This window comes from Flagellimonas amphidinii (assembly GCF_013090115.1).
In the GTDB taxonomy this organism is placed as follows: domain Bacteria; phylum Bacteroidota; class Bacteroidia; order Flavobacteriales; family Flavobacteriaceae; genus Flagellimonas; species Flagellimonas amphidinii.
Window position 1 is genome coordinate 661760 of sequence record NZ_JABFNN010000039.1, and the last position, 16978, is coordinate 678737.

Genomic DNA, 16978 nt, shown 5'->3' on the forward strand with positions numbered 1-16978 from the left:
TATGAGCAAGTACAAGACCATAAAGTCATCCCAAGTTTCCATCACTGAATTGATGCTTCCCTCCCATTCCAATTTTGGGGGTAAAGTGCATGGTGGACATGTTTTAAACTTAATGGATCAAATTGCTTTTGCCTGTGCTTCCAAACACTCGCAGAGCTATTGTGTAACGGCTTCCGTGAACCGTGTGGATTTCCTAAACCCCATTGAAGTAGGAGAATTGGTAACCTTGAAGGCATCCATCAATTTTACGGGAAAAACCTCCATGGTAGTCGGGGTTCGAGTAGAATCCGAAAACATCACCACTGGGGAAGTCAAGCACTGTAATTCATCCTATTTTACCATGGTGGCCAAGGGTGAGAATGGTGAGAACAAAAAAATTCCTGGTCTCATTTTAAAAAGCAAACAAGATATCCGCCGGTTTGCACGAAGCAAGGAACGGAAACTCTCAGCCAATCAACGAGACAGCAAATATGACTCCACCAACTTTAAAGTGAACGAGTATTTGGACTTTTTGGATGGTGAGAATGTTAAGATGGACTTGGATTAAGTCTTTGAGTAAAATTCGGCTATTTTATGAATTTCTTCGAGACGTAAATTCCACATGAAATTAATAAACTGCTGATAACTTTCTGATTGATTTTCAGGATCTATTCTATCAATATATTTATTGGCCATATATTTTTTACGAGCCTTATAGATTTCACCAAACGCATTGCCCAACCATTTTTTGTGGTAATCCACCATAAAATTTTGTTGAATCCTATAAAGAGCTAGATAAACGCAAAAACCATACTTTTTAAGATAAAATAAGTTTGGAACCAATTCTTTTCTTGCTCTGAGATTTAGTTCATCATAATCAGTATTTCCAGAGACCGCAACGCTATCTACATGAAAAGTTCTCAAATCTAAAAAAGTCTGTTTCAGCCTTTCAATTCTTTCCGTGATTTCTGGATGCGAACTTATTGAATCACTGGACAATTTCTCTTCAAAAACATAATCGTACTTTGAAAAATCTTCTTTATCAAGCCACTTTTCATCAAATGGTTGTTCTGGAATATCAAATATCTTTTTGTAAACACTTATATCCAAATCAGCGGGTTTAACCGTATCAAATTGTAAAGAAAGCTCAAGAGCTTTAAGCATTTCCGATGATTTATACCTCGTGTTTTTAAGCAATACAAACCCTAGCGAATCTGCTTCAAGTTCTTGGCCTCTATTTTTCCTACTATTATTATACAATTTCTCTTTTAAGACTTCAAAAGCTTTCTTCTGTCGGTTATATCTTTCCCTTTTCAAATTGCGATATTCCTTTCTGGAACCCTTGGCATTTCTACCTTGTATGCCTTCCAAAATATGATTCTCAGAATGCTTCAGTAAATTATGCGCAATTTCGTGACAAATAATTGCCGCCAATTGATCCTCAGTCTCCAAATAATGAAGAGTACCAAGATTTACAACCATTGTTCCATTTGCAAAACAATACGCGTTCAATGATATGTTCCTTGATAGCAAAAGCTGAAAATCTTTTGGCACCTTGGGGTTTGCGGTATGGATTTCCTCATATATCTCCTCGATTTTTTCATTAAAAGGGCTATCATAAACATATTCTCCCCTTTCAATTCCTTTTGAAAAAAAATCCTTGAAACTTTCCAAGTTTTCATGAAGTTCGTGGCTTGCGCTTAAAGGTACCCTTCCTTTTATTTTTTGTTCAAGCACCATTAATTTTTGTGCAAATATTTGTTTGTTTTTATTGCGAAAGTCTTGATCCAAAGTATCAAGAGGAACATATTCTTGGGAAAATAAATATGTAGCCCATAAGCAAAAAAATAAGGCCAACCTCATTATCAATAGTTTAATCTTTCCAAGCGAACAGCATTGTAAGCTTCCTTTTTATTGTATTCATGCAACATGATATAGCCTCGCTTAGCTATTGATGGAACTATCATAAATTCTTCTGATTTTGATTCAATTTTCAATTCCTCACTACTAAATTTCCCATCAATAATAGTACAAACCCCAAGAACCCGAAACTTTTGTTTTTCCTCTTGATCTTGACGTTTATCGGTATAAAAAAATGCAATATCGTTGTTATCATTGTTTAATGACTGCCAAAATAAAAAGTCAGTATACGCATATTTTGATTTATCCTTTTCTATACGGTCAATACTTTCAATTTTAAAATCTGATGTTGTTCTTATCAAAAAGAAATCTTTGTTCTTATTTACATTATACCCCCACAACACATTATATGCACTCTTGTATTCCTCTGTGAGTATATAAACAGACCCATCTTTGTTGACAAAAGATGCGATTGGATTTAATTTGTAATTTCCACCGATCGAACCATACTTATTCAAACGGTCTATTTTATCCATCATACTTTCAAACAATAAATCATCAAATGAAATAGTGTTATCCTTTAATCCAATTTTTGTGCGTCTAAAGCCTATTTGAGTCCCAACCTCGTTGTTCAGCACCCTTACATCAACTAAATAATCATCTGTCTCTTTTCTGACAAGAGCATCTGGAGCATTATTGTACCATCCTGTGATATTTTTATTGAATACCTCCTCTCCTGTTTCAATGTTAAATCCTAGAATCTTATTCCAGTGCCTAGTATTATGTACATTTTCACTGGAGGATAGATATTTTGCAGAGGCATAGGTTTTGTCGAAACTGGAAACAGTGATGTACAGATTTTCGCTTTTTTTAAGGTTTTTCCAAAATAAATCAACATTGGCAAACCTTTTTTCAGAACCCAAAGAATCAATATTAACTTCCCATTTAAGCTCCTTTTGCTCGTCAAATACTCTAACAGAAACATCATCATAGAACTTTTTATGCCGTTTCCGGTCCAAAACCAATGAATATGAATTTCTTACTCTATGAACATCACTATCATACACATAGCCTTTTTCTTTGAAATTCTTTTTATCATCTTTTCTCTTCTCTCTAAAGGTTTGATACGTTTTACAATCTTCGAACGCTCCATCCTCTTTATAACATTCAAATTTATAAGGAATCACCGTTTTCGATTTAAAATCGGCTTCGAGCATTTCAGAGAAATTATAGTTAAAAGAATATATTCCATAACTATATGGCAACAAGATGATTTCTTGTTCAAAATTCATGTATACTTTAAAAGAATATATAGAATTTGAAGCCTCAAAATCTATATTGGATACTTTATTTAAGTTTTTATCCAACAAAATAATCTCAAAAGATTTGTCGCCATCATCAACATCTCCTTTGGAATAAATGGAGACATAGCCATAAACGTCCCTATCATTGTCTATTATAACATCAAAACCTACATAATCTCCTATAGAAAGAGATATCAAATCTTGGGATTGAGAAATGGCAAAATAGCTTACGATAAGCGTCACGAATAAGCTAAGGGGAGTTTTCATTAATTTGTCCAGTTTAAAGTTCGTACAACGACTGAATTATCAGGAACTATATTAACGAAAATTTATTACAATTATTTACCATATTTTGTACGTTATATGACTACTGACTCAGAAGCAATGAAGCATCCTTATCTAAAAACCAAACCAAATTTCCAGATTCTGGATTAACCAAACTTGCGGGATAAGCCTCAGAGCCTCCCATTTTTTCCACTACAGACTTCACTTTTTCAGCTTTGGAAGCTCCTGTGACCAAAAATGCCACTTCTTTGGCTGTGTTTATGACCTTTCCATTTATGGAAACCCTTTTTTGCCCAGAATCTGGATGAGTGGCTACCACACAATGGTCTGGCGAATTCCATAATTCAATTTCATGAGGAAAAATGGAAGCAGTATGTCCATCATCGCCCATACCTAAAATCACTAAATCAAATTGGGGCACTTCTGCTACCCTATCCAAATTGATTTCCAACAAATTGGCATATCGCATAGCTTCACTAGTGGGGTCATTTTCTCCTAAAATCCTATGGATATTCGCTTCTGGCAACTCAATTTTGGAGAACAAATGCTCAACAGTCATCTTGTAATTGCTCTGCTCATCCGTTGGTGGCACACAACGCTCATCTCCCCAATAAAAATGGATGTTCTCCCAATCTATTCTATCTGAAAAGTTTTGAGCTAAAACATCAAAAACTATTTTGGGCGTACTTCCCCCTGAAAGAGCAACATGAAAAGTCTCACTTTTACCAACCTTTTGTGCAAAATAAGTCGAAAATTGTTCAGCTACTTCTTGCTTATCCTCGTATATTTTTAAATCCATAAAATTCTATATGCTTTTCCTAAACTGTTATCCACTGCCGCTCAAACTAACCAAACCTAACAAATCACACAATAGCCAGGGTCATCGGACAAATTCTCTCCTGGATTACGCCAAAAACCTGTTCCTTCAATTAAATCATCTGCATTTTCCGGACCCCAGACTCCAGCTGCGTAACCATACATTCTAACATCCTTTCCATTTTTCCAGTAGTCTAGAATGGGATCCACAAAATCCCAAGCTGCCTCTACCTCATCGGCTCTCGCGTAAAGTGTGGCATCTCCTTGCATAGCATCCAACAATAAACGCTCGTATGCATCCATTACATAAGTTTCGGAAAGGCTGGAATAATAAAAATCCAGATTGGCACGCTCTACTTTGAATCCCTGTCCGGGTACCTTTACTCCAAATTTGATCAACATTCCTTCATCTGGCTGAATACGAACAATTAGTTTATTGTCTTTGCTGTGCACTCCAGAATCCCTAAAAATCTGATGATGGGGCGTTTTAAAGTGAATAACAATTTCTGTGACCTTTGTAGGCATCCGTTTCGCAGTCCTAACATAGAAAGGAACACCTTCCCAACGCCAGTTATCCACATAAAACTTGATGGCTGCATAAGTTTCGGTCGTGGAATTAGCATCCACCCCATCTTCTTCGCGATATCCCTTTACTTTCTCTCCGCCAACTTCTGAACCAACATATTGGGCTCTTATGGTATGATCAAACAAAGTCTGCTCATCCCGCATTATTCGAAGAGATTTCAATGCTTTCACTTTTTCATTTCGAATCTCTTCGGGTTGATTACCAATGGGAGGTTCCATCACTACAAGCGAGATTATTTGGAGCAAATGGTTTTGGAACATATCCCGAAGCGCTCCAGATTTATCGTAATAACCACCTCGCTTTTCCACACCTACACTTTCCGCATTGGTGATTTCCACATGCTGAATGTAGTTTCGGTTCCATAGCGGCTCAAATATACTATTGGCAAAACGGGTCACCAGTAAATTTTGAACGGTTTCCTTGCCTAAATAATGGTCTATTCTATAAATCTGGGATTCATCAAAGTACTGTTGTAGTCCTTTGTTCAGTTTCTTTGCAGTTTCTAGGCTATAACCAAAGGGCTTTTCCACTATCAATCGTTTCCAACCATGGTTTTGCGTATTCATTTCTGCTTCGGCCAACCTTTGCGCTACTGTCTCATAAAGCGTTGGCGGTGTTGAGAGGTAATATATAATATTTCCCGAAGTATCATGGGCATCTTTGAGTGCTTCCACCCGTTTGCGCAAATTCTTGTATTCAGTATCGTAGCTTCCACCCAAATCCTCATAATACAACCTATCAGAAAAGGCTTTTAACTCCTTTTTATCAAGTTTTGCAATTTTTTCCTTTAAATAAGGGCTGTTGTGCACTACCCTATTTCGAAATTCCTCATCTGTAAGATCACTTCGACTTGCCCCCAAAACCACAAAATTTTCGGGAAGATGTTTTGCTAAATACAAATTGAAAAGAGCAGGTATCAGTTTTCTTGCTGTTAAATCTCCTGATGCTCCAAAAATGACAAGTATCTGATTGTCGGTCTTCTTCATAGTGTTCCTGGTGTTCGCTGTATGATTTAAAAATGGCCCTAATAAAGTTATGATTCCATTTAATTTTGAGCATAACGAATATAACGTTTATTTTAGGTTCAAAATCGAAGAAATAGCTTACTTAGTGTTGTCTTAACATAAAGAGCAGATAAGAAAAAAACATGGCAGATACATATGATTTTGGCCTAGTGGGCCTTGGGGTAATGGGACGTAATTTTATTTTGAACGTAGCCGATAACGGATTTACCGCTTTTGGCAATGATTTGGATGAAGAAAAAGTAAATGCCCTAATTGAAGAAGGCGGTGACCCGTCAAAAGTGAATGCCACTCAAGATGTGGCCACTTTTGTGCAAGCACTGAGTACTCCACGCAAAATTATGTTGCTGGTTCCGGCTGGTAAAGTGGTCGATATTGTTATTGATGGCTTACTACCCCATTTGGATAAAGGAGATATCATTATTGATGGTGGAAATTCCTTTTTTACGGATACAGACAGGCGTGAGGCCTATCTAAAAGAAAAAGGCATCAACTTTTTTGGAGCAGGAGTTTCCGGAGGAGCCAAAGGTGCCCGAAAAGGACCTAGCATTATGCCCGGAGGTTCTAGAGATGCCTATCAACACGTAAAACCCATTTTTGAAGCTGTATCCGCAAAGTACAAAGGTGAGCCTTGCGTAACGTATTTGGGGCCAAAATCAGCTGGAAACTATGTGAAAATGGTTCACAATGGCATAGAATACGGATTGATGCAGCTTACTTCGGAGATATATGACCTACTCAAAAAAGCTGGTGGTTTTACCAACAAAGAACTCCATGAGACCTTTGCTTCATGGAATAAAGGACGATTACAGTCTTTTTTAGTAGAAATTACCTCAGAAATCTTTGAGCAAAAAGATGATTTGGGTGATGGTCATTTAGTAGATAAGATTTTGGACAAGGCCAAACAAAAGGGAACTGGAAAATGGACTTCGCAGAATGCCATGGACTTGGGAATTCCCGTGCCTACCATTGATATTGCCGTAAGTATGCGAGAAATTTCCGCCTTAAAAGCTGAGCGTATTAAGGCTGATGAGCTTTATGACCGACCTGATGTTGCTGGAATTGAAAAAGATGATTTGGCCACAAAAGCCGAACAGGCATTGTATTTTGCCTTTATTATCACCTATGCACAGGGCATGCATCAATTGGCAGATGCCTCAAAAGAATACGGCTACGAACTGGAATTGGGTGAAATTGCAAAAATCTGGCGTGCAGGCTGTATCATTCGCGCAGCTTTATTGGCAGATATTACTGAAGCCTATCGTGCTGATGAAGGGCTACAGAATCTCTTACTTTCCGCTTCTTTTGTGGAAAAAGTACAAGAAACGGTAAGTGCTGCCCGTGAATTAGTTGCTTTTGCAGCCACCAACGGCATTCCGCTACCAGGACTTTCCAATGCCTTGACCTATTTTGATGCTTACACCAGCAGTAGACTGCCTCTAAACCTTATCCAAGCGCAGCGGGATTATTTTGGCTCACACACGTATGAGCGTTTAGATCAAGAAGGAATTTTTCATACAGAGTGGGAAGAATAAATTAACCCCAATTACAAATTAGAAGGCCCATTTGCACAGTTAAATGGGCCTTCACTTTTGAGAAAACCGATAGCCCTAAAAAGTAGGTTTCGGCATCAATTGGGGGATTTTAATTCCAGCCACCACCAAGTGCTCTATACATGGTAACTTGCGCTAGTAATTGATCCTTTTTGGTCTCCACCAGTTCCATTTTTGATTCCAAGGCCTCACGCTGTGCCAACAACACTTCAATGTATTCAACCCTTGCAGAGCGAAAAAGCTTAGTGGAAAGTTCTATGGATTCTGTCAAAGCCTCAACCTGCCCCTCCTTCAACGCATAGCTCATTTTCAGGTTGTCTATATTGGACAATTGATTGGCCACCTCAACATAAGCGTTCAAAATTGCCTTTTCATATTCAAAAACAGCTTGCAACTGTCTATCCGTGGCATTTTTATATTCAGCCTTAATCGCATTCCTATTGATCAACGGAGCTACCATATCCCCTACTGCCGAATACAATACGGATTCAGGTGTGGTAGTCAAATATTTTGACTTAAACGCTTGAAGTCCAGCACCAGCTTTTATGGTGAACTGCGGATAGAAATTGGCTTTGGCCGCTTTGGTATCCAATTTGGCAGCAGCCAATTCATATTCGGCTTGCCGTATGTCTGGTCTATTTTGCAACAATTGTGAAGGTATCCCCGCATAAATGGTGTCAATAGGCGTTGCTATAAAACTATCAGATTGTCTTTGGATATGTTGCGGTGTCCTACCCAACAAAAAATTGATCTTGTTTTCAGTTTCTACAATTTCTTGTTGAATTTCATACTTATGACTTTGGTTTTTCAATACCTCAGCTTGAAAACGTTGCACAGCCAATTCCGTTGCCCTAGCGGCTTGCTTCTGAAGCTTTACCATTTGTAAGGCATTTTGTTGGATTTCCAAATTCTGATCTATGATGGAAAGTTGGTTGTCCAACGCCAATAATTCATAATACGAATCGGAAATTTCTGAAACAAGTTGGGTCACCATGAAGTTTTTGCCCTCAATGCTTGATAAATATTCAAAAACAGCTGCTTTTTTCTCATTCCGAAGCTTTTTCCAAACATCTAATTCCCAAGTGGCAAAAGCACCAATACTATAATCGGTCAAAGGTTCTGGAAACTCTTCTCCTTCTTTGATGTCGAGGTTCTTTTCTACACTACCATTACGGGTGTACTCGCCTACTTTTTCAACTTCGGCCCCAGCCTGAAGATTTATAAAGGGCAGATACTCTCCTTTTTTGGCCTGAATGCCATTTTTGGCAATATCCACTTGTTGCAGCATAATGTTCAACTCTTGGTTGTGCTCCAAAGCAGTATCGATCAAAACAATAAGATTAGGGTCTTTAAAAAACTCCTTCCATTGCACGATACCTGTATTTATGGTATCTGATGCTTGGTTCTGATATTGTTCTGGAAGGGTCTTGTCTTCATCCCTTATCTCTCGAGTGGGAACACAAGACTGTACTGCCATTGCCAAAAGGGCAATTACCAGATATAATTTACTATGCTTCATCTTGATTCCCATTTTTCTTGTTATTTCCATTTCTTGCGGTCATTTTTTTCAAAAGTTGATTTATTTCACGAAGTCTAGTTCGTATTCTACTTTCGTTTTCACTGGTTCGCATAAATTCTTCTGAAATAGGCTCGTCATGCTCATCTTTGATGAGGGTTTTCCCTTCTGCCATCCTAGCAAAGATGTAGTACAATCCAGGTATGATAAGCACCCCGAAAGTTGTTCCGATGAGCATCCCACCCATGGCAGAACCTCCAATCGTTTTGTTTCCAATTGCTCCTGCTCCGGTAGCTATCACCAAAGGAATCAATCCAGCAATAAAAGCAAAAGAGGTCATCAAAATAGGCCTGAAACGCATTTTTGCACCTTCAATTGCAGCGTCAAATATGGTTGCGCCCTGTCGGTGCTTTTGTACTGCAAACTCTACGATAAGTACCGCATTCTTTCCTAATAGTCCCACCAACATGATCATCCCAATTTGCGCATACACATCATTGGCCAATCCCATCAATTTCAATAGGAAAAAAGAACCGAATATACCCACCGGTAGGGACAGAATCACGGTTAGTGGCAATAAGAAACTTTCATATTGGGCGGCAAGAACCAGATAGACAAAAATCAATACCACAACAAAAATGTAGAGTGATTCGTTACCACGTCTGGCTTCATCAAATGACAATCCTTCCCAAGCAATATCATAACCTCTGGGCAACGTTTGTTCAGCCACCTCTTGAATTGCTTTAATGGCATCTCCACTGGTATAGCCTTTGGCAGGGAGACCTCTGATGGCTGCGGAATTGTACAAATTATATCGGGTAATCTCGTTGGGGCCCAGTTTTTTCTCCATTGTCATGAAGGCTGAGTAAGGTACCATTTCACCTTCTTCATTCTTCACAAACAATTTCTCCAAATCTGAAGGCATTCCCCGATATTCTGGGGCTGCTTGGGTGTACACCTTGAAGAAACGTCCAAAACGAATAAAACCTTGTTCATAGGTGCTACCAATCAAAATATTCAGGTTTTCCATGGCCTTTCCTATAGAAACACCTTTCTGCATGGCAACTTTATTATTGATTTTAAGCTCATACTGCGGATAATTAGCTGCAAAGAAGGTAAATAAGCCTGTTAATTCTTCCCGCTTCCGCAAAGCATCCATAAACTCATTGTTGATGCGTTCGAACTCGTGGTAATCGGTACCATTGGTCTTGTCCAACAATCGCATTGCAAAACCACCAGATGAACCAAATCCAGGTACGGCAGGGGGTTCAAAATATTCTATGACAGCTCCTAGGTCTTTGGATTCTTCTTCCAGTTCTTCCATGATTTCATGAACGGAATGGTGCCGTTCTGACCAAGGTTTTAGGTTAATCAAACAAGTACCTGCATTGGAACCCCTACCTTCCGTCATAATCTCGTATCCGGCCAAAGAGGAAACAGATTCCACTCCTTCCATTTCCTCACATATTTCTTGAAGTTTTCTAGCTACTTCATTAGTTCTCTCCAAAGTTGCCCCAGGAGGTGTTTGAATAATCGCGTAAATCATTCCTTGGTCTTCATTTGGGATAAATCCAGCTGGAAGCACTTTATTCGTAAAGAAGATTCCGGCGCAGAAAATTCCCAATATTCCAAAAGTGACTATTCTACGATCCACTATTTTGGTTAAGACACCTACATATCGACCCGTTAGTTTATCAAACTTGGAGTTGAACCAATCCATAAATCGATTGATAGGAGATTTTCTTTTGGGTTTTCCATGCGTGTTCTTTAAAATCATGGCACACAGCACCGGTGTCAATGTAAGTGCTACCAAAGCAGAAATCACAATAGATCCGGCCATGGTTATGGAAAACTGCCGATAAAAAACCCCAACCGGTCCTGTCATAAAAGAAATAGGAATAAACACCGATGTCATTACCAAAGTGATGGCAATAATAGCTCCTCCTATTTCTCCCAATACTTGATACGAAGCTTTGTAGGGCGTAAGATTTTCTTCTTCCATTTTCACATGGACCGCTTCAACCACCACAATGGCATCATCGACCACAACCCCTATGGCAAGCACCAATGCAAACAATGTAATCAGGTTGATGGACAACCCGAACATTTGCATTACGAAAAAGGCTCCAATAAGTGATACTGGCACCGCAATTATTGGTATTAAGGTAGAACGCCAGTCTCCCAAAAACAGAAATACCACTATGGCTACAAGAATAAAGGCATCCCTGAGCGTATGGATCACCTGCTCAATAGAGGCATCCAGGAAATTGGAGACATCATAACTAATTTTATAGTCAATCCCTGGTGGCATTTCCGCTTCCAGCTCTGTCAATTTTTCCTTAACTGCCTTGATCACATCGCTACCATTACTTCCAAAGGTTTGTTTCAACACAATGGACGCGGAAGGTTTTCCATCTAGATTGGAATAAATATCGAAGAACTCACTACCCAGTTCTACATCGGCCAAATCCCCTAGTTTTAGAATCTCCCCTTCTTCATTGGCCTTAATAATGATGTCTTTATATTGCTCGGGTTCATTGTATCGGTCTTGGTACACCAAAACGTACTCTAGGGATTGCGCCTTTTTACCAGAGCTTCGACCTAAACGACCTGGCCTAGCCAGAATACTTTGGTCTTCCATGGCCTCTAAAATCTCTTCAGCAGAAATATTATATGCCCGCATACGGTCAGGTTTTAACCAGACCCGCATGGCAAACTTTCTACTCCCCAATATTTTGGCACTTGCAATACCATTGATTCGCTGTATTTCTGGAATCATCTTGGTATATGCATAATTGTACAGGAACTTTTCATCATTGTTCTTGGCATCACTGTACAAATTGACATACATGAGCATACTGGGCTGGACCGGGGTAATGATCACACCTTCACGTTGCACCAATTCGGGCAATAAGGGCATAACTTGGTCCACCCTGGTCTTCACTCTTACCACGGCTTGGTTGGGGTCTGTCCCTGGTTCGAAAATTACACGTAGTGTACCTTCACCGGCACTGGTTGCATCAGAAGCGATATAACGCATGCCTTGAACCCCATTAATAGATGTCTCTAAAGGAATCAAGGTTGATTTTACCAATACATCCGCACTGGAACCTGGGTAAGCAATAAAAATATTGACAGTTGTTGGTGCAATCTGGGGGAACTGTGATATGGGCAATTGTTTTATGGCAAGCCCTCCTATAAACAGGATAATCACAGAGATGACAATAGCCAATACTGGCCTATGAATAAATTTTTTGAACATCTTAGTAAAGATTATGGGTTTGCACTACTCTGAGTATAGCTCAAGATTGGATAAGACTGCATCAGGTTTTTTGAACTCGTAATGGATTTTTTCACCACTTCTTACCATCCGAATGCCTTCCAATAATACTTTATCGTTTTCCGAAAGTCCTTTTTCAACCACAAAAAGATGGGGCAATTCGGCACCTACGATGATTTCGCGTTGCTGTACTTTGTCATCCTTATCGATTACAAAAACATATTTCTTGTCCAATACTTCAAAAGTGGCTTTCTGAGGAATTAGCATAGCTTTTTCCAACGGTACCCTCATCAAAATACTACCGGTTTCTCCATGGCGTAAAATACCATCTGGGTTAGAAAATGTGGCCCTAAAGGCAATGTTTCCGGTTTCATTGTTGAATTCACCCTCAATGGTTTCCACAATACCTTGCTGCTTGAACAACTTATTGTTGGCCATTAAAAGTTGGACTTCTTGTTTACTATGCTTATCCGCACTAGTGATGTAATCCAGATATTCTGCCTCAGGAACGTTGAAATAAACCCACATTTTGCTATTGTCCGAAAGTGTGGTAAGTAACTCTCCTTCATCCAAAAGGCTACCTTCCCTAACATGAAAATGGTCCATTATGCCATCAAAAGGGGCTTTAATAGTAGTGAAACCCAAATGGGTCTCTGCCAATGCAACTTCAGCTTTAGCCTTTTCATACTCGGCCTTGGCCATTGCAAGTTCATTCGGGGAAACTACATTGCTGTCCTGTAATAGTTTTGTGTTTTTATACTCTATGCCAGCTACTTCTGCTTCAGCCTTAGCTTTTTGCAGTTCTGCTTGATACACGTTTGGCATGATATGGAACATGCGCTGTCCTTTTTGTACGTGCTGACCTTCATCAACATAAATATGTTGCAAATACCCCTTTTCCAAGGCTCTAAGTTCTATATGTCTTATGGAATGAATTTGACATACATAATCCTTTGTTATAGATGTGTCCTTTTTAATCGGGCTACTTACCAAATATTTGGTTTCGTGTTTTTCTTCGTGCTTTTTGGATTGGCAACTGGTATAACTTAACAACAGAAACAATCCTATGAGCATGGGAATACTCCTCATAATTTTATGGGTTTAAAAATTGGTTTTTGAAATGAATTTGCGGAAGTCCAGTTTATATTTGGACAACCTAAAGAGTGTTGAAAACTATGTTCAACAGGTTGAAAAGAGGTCAAAAAAGATTTTTGGACCTTTTAGTGAATTTTATATCCTAAATACTTGAAATTGAATATGCAGCTTTAAAGAAGCTGTTGGATACTGCTTGAAATAACCAGAACCTCCTGTAAATTCACTAAACTCAGCACCTGAAAATGGGTTGCTGAAATGGGAAATTAAATTGTGGGGACACTTTGTATAAGTAGTACGAGATGATTCATTTTCATCTTTTTCCTCTTGCTCCTCAACATCAGTGATCTCAGTGAAGAAATTCTTTTCAGACCTATGTAATGGGGAACTTATATTGGCATGGTCAAGTATATAATGGGTTACTTCTTCACAATCATTTGCATTGCCAATACCATAAGCTGTATCTGCATTTAGATGATTAATGAATCCTCCCAATATGAGGGTGGACAAGAAAAAGAAATATCTTACCAAATGTTTTTTCATCTAGTGAGCAAAATTAGACCAGTGAATCAGTTCCAACAAATAGTCTTTGTTAAGAATGGTTAAAATTGCTTTGAACCGATACATTTTTGTTAAAATCACTCCATATGAGTCGTAAAAATCATTTAATTACAAAATTCTTTGTCTAAATCTGTCAAAATATGAGGGAAATGGGCATAAGACGATTGTATTTTTCAATAATTTCCAATGTGACACAAAAAAAATCTGCTTGATTAAGCAATCATAGGGCAGTTGTAATCATAAATGCTTGGAACAGAATTACCATAAGCACCAATAAGCCTTTAGATTAAAATTTTTGTAGACAAGGAAGGGACTTCTTTCCTCCTTCCCTTTTTTTTGTACAAATAATTGTGTAACCGAATGATTACATTTATATTTGTAACCAAACGGTTACTAAAAATGCGTAGAGATGTCTTTCAGGCCATAGCGGATCCTGTTCGTCGTGATATTATACAACTATTGGCCTCGGAAACTTTGACCATCAATGCTGTTGCAGAAAAATTTGATGTAAGTCGACCAGCGATTTCAAAACACTTGAAGATTTTGGAAGAATGTGGGATTGTTTCCATTGATCAAAAAGGGCGAGAAAGATATTGCCAAATTCAACCCAAAACTTTGATTCCAGCCTTTCTATGGATAGATCAATACCGAAATCTATGGGAAGAAAAGCTAGATTCCTTTGAAAATTACCTAATCCAATTACAAAAAAATAGAAACCAATGAACAGAGACGATGATTTGAAAAATAGAACCTTGACCTTGGAAAGAACATTCAACGCTCCCTTGGATTTAGTTTGGGAAGCATGGACCCAACCAGAACACATTATAAAATGGTGGGGACCCAAAGGCATGAAAACAACTGTCTTGGAGCATAACTTTTCTGCTGGAGGAAAATGGAAATATGTTATGGAAATGCCCGATGGCAATGAATTTATCGCTGATGGGGAATATTTGGAAATTGTGAAGCATCAAAAGATTGTGTCTACTGCCAACTTTAAGCCAATGACAGAAAATGTGGAGATCCATGCCTTATTCAAGGCTGATGGAAACACCACAAAATTCACCTTCCATTGTGTGCACGAAACCGAAGAATATTGCAGACAACAAGAACAAATGGGATTCTATAATGGTTGGGGTTCTGTTTTTGACAGATTACAACATTTTCTTCAAAAAACTAAAAGTTGAATCTGCTCGTTTTTTAACTAAAAAAAATATTTCCTGTATTATTCCAGATTTTGGATAATTTCTTATTAATTAGATGACAACATATGATACTTTAGCCCGTTTAACTTATCAAAAACCACCAATTTATCAATTATGAAAAGTTATTTTTCCGTAATCCTCGTTGCCCTATCATTATTTACGACTTCCTGTATTGATTTTAAAACAAAAAAGAAGGAAGCCACTTCCAATGTTGTTGTTGGGGAGGATTTTAACCAAGTTGAAATCAACAACGAATACCTTCTTAGCCTTCCCAAGTTCATGAAAAAGGCTACTAGTCTTAATGAAGAAGCTTCTTTGCAATATCAGAACATTTTTAAGGAAACCTACACCATTGTTATAGACGAATCAAAAGAAGAATTTATTGAGGCATTCACAGATCTTGGAGAATATAACGAGGATATTTCTGTAGCTAAAAACTACAGAGATGTGCAACTACAGTTATTTAGTGAGAGTATGAACATCGAAAAAGAAAGTACTCCCGTTGCACTAAAAATTAATGGTATGGATGCTGAAATGGTTGATATTGATGGTACTGTAGATGGTATAGACGAGGATATCTCCTACTTTTTGACATTTATTGAAGGAACCGAAAAGGTATACATGATCATGTCTTGGACATTGACCAACAAAAAAGATACACATGGCCCTACTTTTGAAAGTATTGCAAAATCTTTTGATTTGGTGAAATAATTTATTTGCTAACCTTGTTTAATTTAAATAGTGAAGCTTTTAGTTTTGTATGCATTTCATCCATTTTTTTATACGTTCTAACCAGAGATTCAATTCTTTTAGGTGTACTTTCCTACCTTTACCATTTAAGAACCTAATCCAGTCTTATACTTTATGACAAAGAACTTTCCTATAAGTTTTGGAACCCTAGTTTTCATTTTCATTTCTTTTTTAGCCTGTAGCCCTGAAGATGGAGCAGATGGCACTAACGGGATCAATGGTGCTGATGGTGCTAATGGAACCAATGGCGCAAACAGTTTAATTACAACTTTAGTGGAACAACCTGGAGAAAACTGTTCCAATGGTGGTTTTAAAATTGAAGTTGGTTTAGACACTAATAATAATGGTCAATTAGACGCCGGTGAAGTTGATGCCTCTGAATACCTTTGTAATGGTGACCCAGCTGGATTACCATATTTATCGTATGTTTCGCTCATAAACCAAACAAGAGCAGAAGACCCAACCACCACCGTTTTAGAAAACACCTTGGAACTTTCGATAGTATGGACAAGGGAATCGCAAGGAATCTATGTTGGAGCAATGAATCGTTCAATTGATATTGGAAAAACAGTTATTTTTTACACCACACCCACTACTCATACTGGAGTTCGAGGGGAAATCGTCGGAGATAATGAGGTACGTCTTGAACTCCAAAATGGAATAAACGCATTTGCAGACGATTTTAGCAACCTCTCTTTTGAACTTCGAGAGTACGAATAATGTATCAACTATTGAAAATTTAGAATGAAAAAAGTTACCCCACTCTTTATAGTTTTTGCACTACTCCTATCTATAGTAGCAAAGGCTCAAAATTCCTTTCCTGCTTCAGGTAATGTAGGTATAGGTACACTTACACCAGGATATAGTTTAGATGTCATTGGGACAATAAATGCAACACAACTTTTTGTTAATGGAACTGCCATTCAAAGTTCACCATGGAATGTATCTGGGAACAATACATTCTTTAGCAGTGGAAATGTAGGTATTGGAACTAACTCTCCTTCCTTTAATCTAGACGTTGCAGGTTCTATCAATGCAACTAGTATATTTTTAAATGGTTCTGCCATTGAAGGGCCTGTCTGGAGTCTAAATGCTGGAGAAGCCTTCTTCAATACCGGCAACGTTGGTATTGGAACTAATAATCCCGACTATACCCTTGATGTTGCTGGAAC

The 16978-nt window shown here is 38.3% G+C and carries 14 protein-coding genes and 1 pseudogene; 7 read left to right on the forward strand and 8 right to left on the reverse strand.

What is annotated here, in order from left to right; genetic code table 11:
• Position 1 precedes the first annotated feature (1 nt).
• Positions 2 to 547 (forward strand): acyl-CoA thioesterase, encoded by a 546-nt coding sequence (locus HJC33_RS14930; RefSeq protein ID WP_171659615.1) that lies wholly within the window; start codon positions 2 to 4, stop codon positions 545 to 547.
• Here HJC33_RS14930 and HJC33_RS14935 read toward each other — a convergent pair.
• The 4 genes from HJC33_RS14935 to zwf all read right to left on the reverse strand — a co-directional run bounded on the left by HJC33_RS14935 (position 544) and on the right by zwf (position 5816).
• Positions 544 to 1842, reverse strand: a complete 1299-nt coding sequence (locus HJC33_RS14935; protein ID WP_171659616.1) for a M48 family metallopeptidase — start codon at positions 1840 to 1842, stop codon at positions 544 to 546. The two genes, HJC33_RS14930 and HJC33_RS14935, sit on opposite strands and share 4 nt — an antisense overlap.
• A gap of 2 nt (positions 1843 to 1844) precedes the next feature.
• Complete coding sequence (locus HJC33_RS14940) at positions 1845 to 3410, reverse strand: hypothetical protein (protein WP_171659617.1); 1566 nt, start codon at positions 3408 to 3410, stop codon at positions 1845 to 1847.
• 100 nt (positions 3411 to 3510) lie between these two features.
• Entirely contained in the window at positions 3511 to 4227 is a 717-nt protein-coding gene (gene pgl, locus HJC33_RS14945) for a 6-phosphogluconolactonase (RefSeq protein ID WP_171659618.1), read from the reverse strand.
• Positions 4228 to 4283: 56 nt separating this feature from the next.
• Complete coding sequence (gene zwf, locus HJC33_RS14950; RefSeq protein WP_171659619.1) at positions 4284 to 5816, reverse strand: glucose-6-phosphate dehydrogenase; 1533 nt, start codon at positions 5814 to 5816, stop codon at positions 4284 to 4286.
• Between the two features lie 161 nt (positions 5817 to 5977).
• On the opposite strand from zwf, the gene gndA reads away from it, so the two are divergent.
• Positions 5978 to 7387 carry an NADP-dependent phosphogluconate dehydrogenase gene (gene gndA / locus HJC33_RS14955; protein WP_171659620.1) on the forward strand — a complete coding sequence of 470 codons (1410 nt, stop codon included), beginning with the start codon at positions 5978 to 5980 and terminating at the stop codon, positions 7385 to 7387.
• 109 nt (positions 7388 to 7496) lie between these two features.
• Here the strand turns inward: gndA and HJC33_RS14960 are convergent, their stop codons facing one another.
• The 4 genes from HJC33_RS14960 to HJC33_RS14975 form a co-directional block, all read right to left on the reverse strand.
• Positions 7497 to 8924: a TolC family protein gene (locus HJC33_RS14960; protein WP_246245567.1), complete on the reverse strand. Its 1428-nt coding sequence runs from the start codon at positions 8922 to 8924 to the stop codon at positions 7497 to 7499.
• Positions 8914 to 12183 (reverse strand): efflux RND transporter permease subunit, encoded by a 3270-nt coding sequence (locus HJC33_RS14965; RefSeq protein ID WP_171659622.1) that lies wholly within the window; start codon positions 12181 to 12183, stop codon positions 8914 to 8916. Before HJC33_RS14965 ends, HJC33_RS14960 begins: the two co-directional genes overlap by 11 nt.
• A gap of 24 nt (positions 12184 to 12207) precedes the next feature.
• Entirely contained in the window at positions 12208 to 13290 is a 1083-nt protein-coding gene (locus HJC33_RS14970) for an efflux RND transporter periplasmic adaptor subunit (protein WP_171659623.1), read from the reverse strand.
• Between the two features lie 141 nt (positions 13291 to 13431).
• Positions 13432 to 13836, reverse strand: a complete 405-nt coding sequence (locus tag HJC33_RS14975) for a hypothetical protein (RefSeq protein WP_171659624.1) — start codon at positions 13834 to 13836, stop codon at positions 13432 to 13434.
• Positions 13837 to 14214: 378 nt separating this feature from the next.
• On the opposite strand from HJC33_RS14975, the gene HJC33_RS14980 reads away from it, so the two are divergent.
• The 5 genes and pseudogenes from HJC33_RS14980 to HJC33_RS15000 form a co-directional block, all read left to right on the forward strand.
• On the forward strand, positions 14215 to 14577 hold the full coding sequence (locus HJC33_RS14980; protein ID WP_246245568.1) for an ArsR/SmtB family transcription factor: 363 nt from the start codon (positions 14215 to 14217) through the stop codon (positions 14575 to 14577).
• Entirely contained in the window at positions 14574 to 15038 is a 465-nt protein-coding gene (locus tag HJC33_RS14985) for an SRPBCC family protein (RefSeq protein WP_171659625.1), read from the forward strand. Before HJC33_RS14980 ends, HJC33_RS14985 begins: the two co-directional genes overlap by 4 nt.
• A 132-nt stretch (positions 15039 to 15170) precedes the next feature.
• Positions 15171 to 15767 (forward strand): hypothetical protein, encoded by a 597-nt coding sequence (locus HJC33_RS14990; protein WP_171659626.1) that lies wholly within the window; start codon positions 15171 to 15173, stop codon positions 15765 to 15767.
• Positions 15768 to 15920: 153 nt separating this feature from the next.
• Positions 15921 to 16526 carry a DUF7151 family protein gene (locus tag HJC33_RS14995; RefSeq protein WP_171659627.1) on the forward strand — a complete coding sequence of 202 codons (606 nt, stop codon included), beginning with the start codon at positions 15921 to 15923 and terminating at the stop codon, positions 16524 to 16526.
• Positions 16527 to 16550: 24 nt separating this feature from the next.
• Positions 16551 to 16978: pseudogene (locus HJC33_RS15000) on the forward strand (hypothetical protein); the annotation flags it as partial.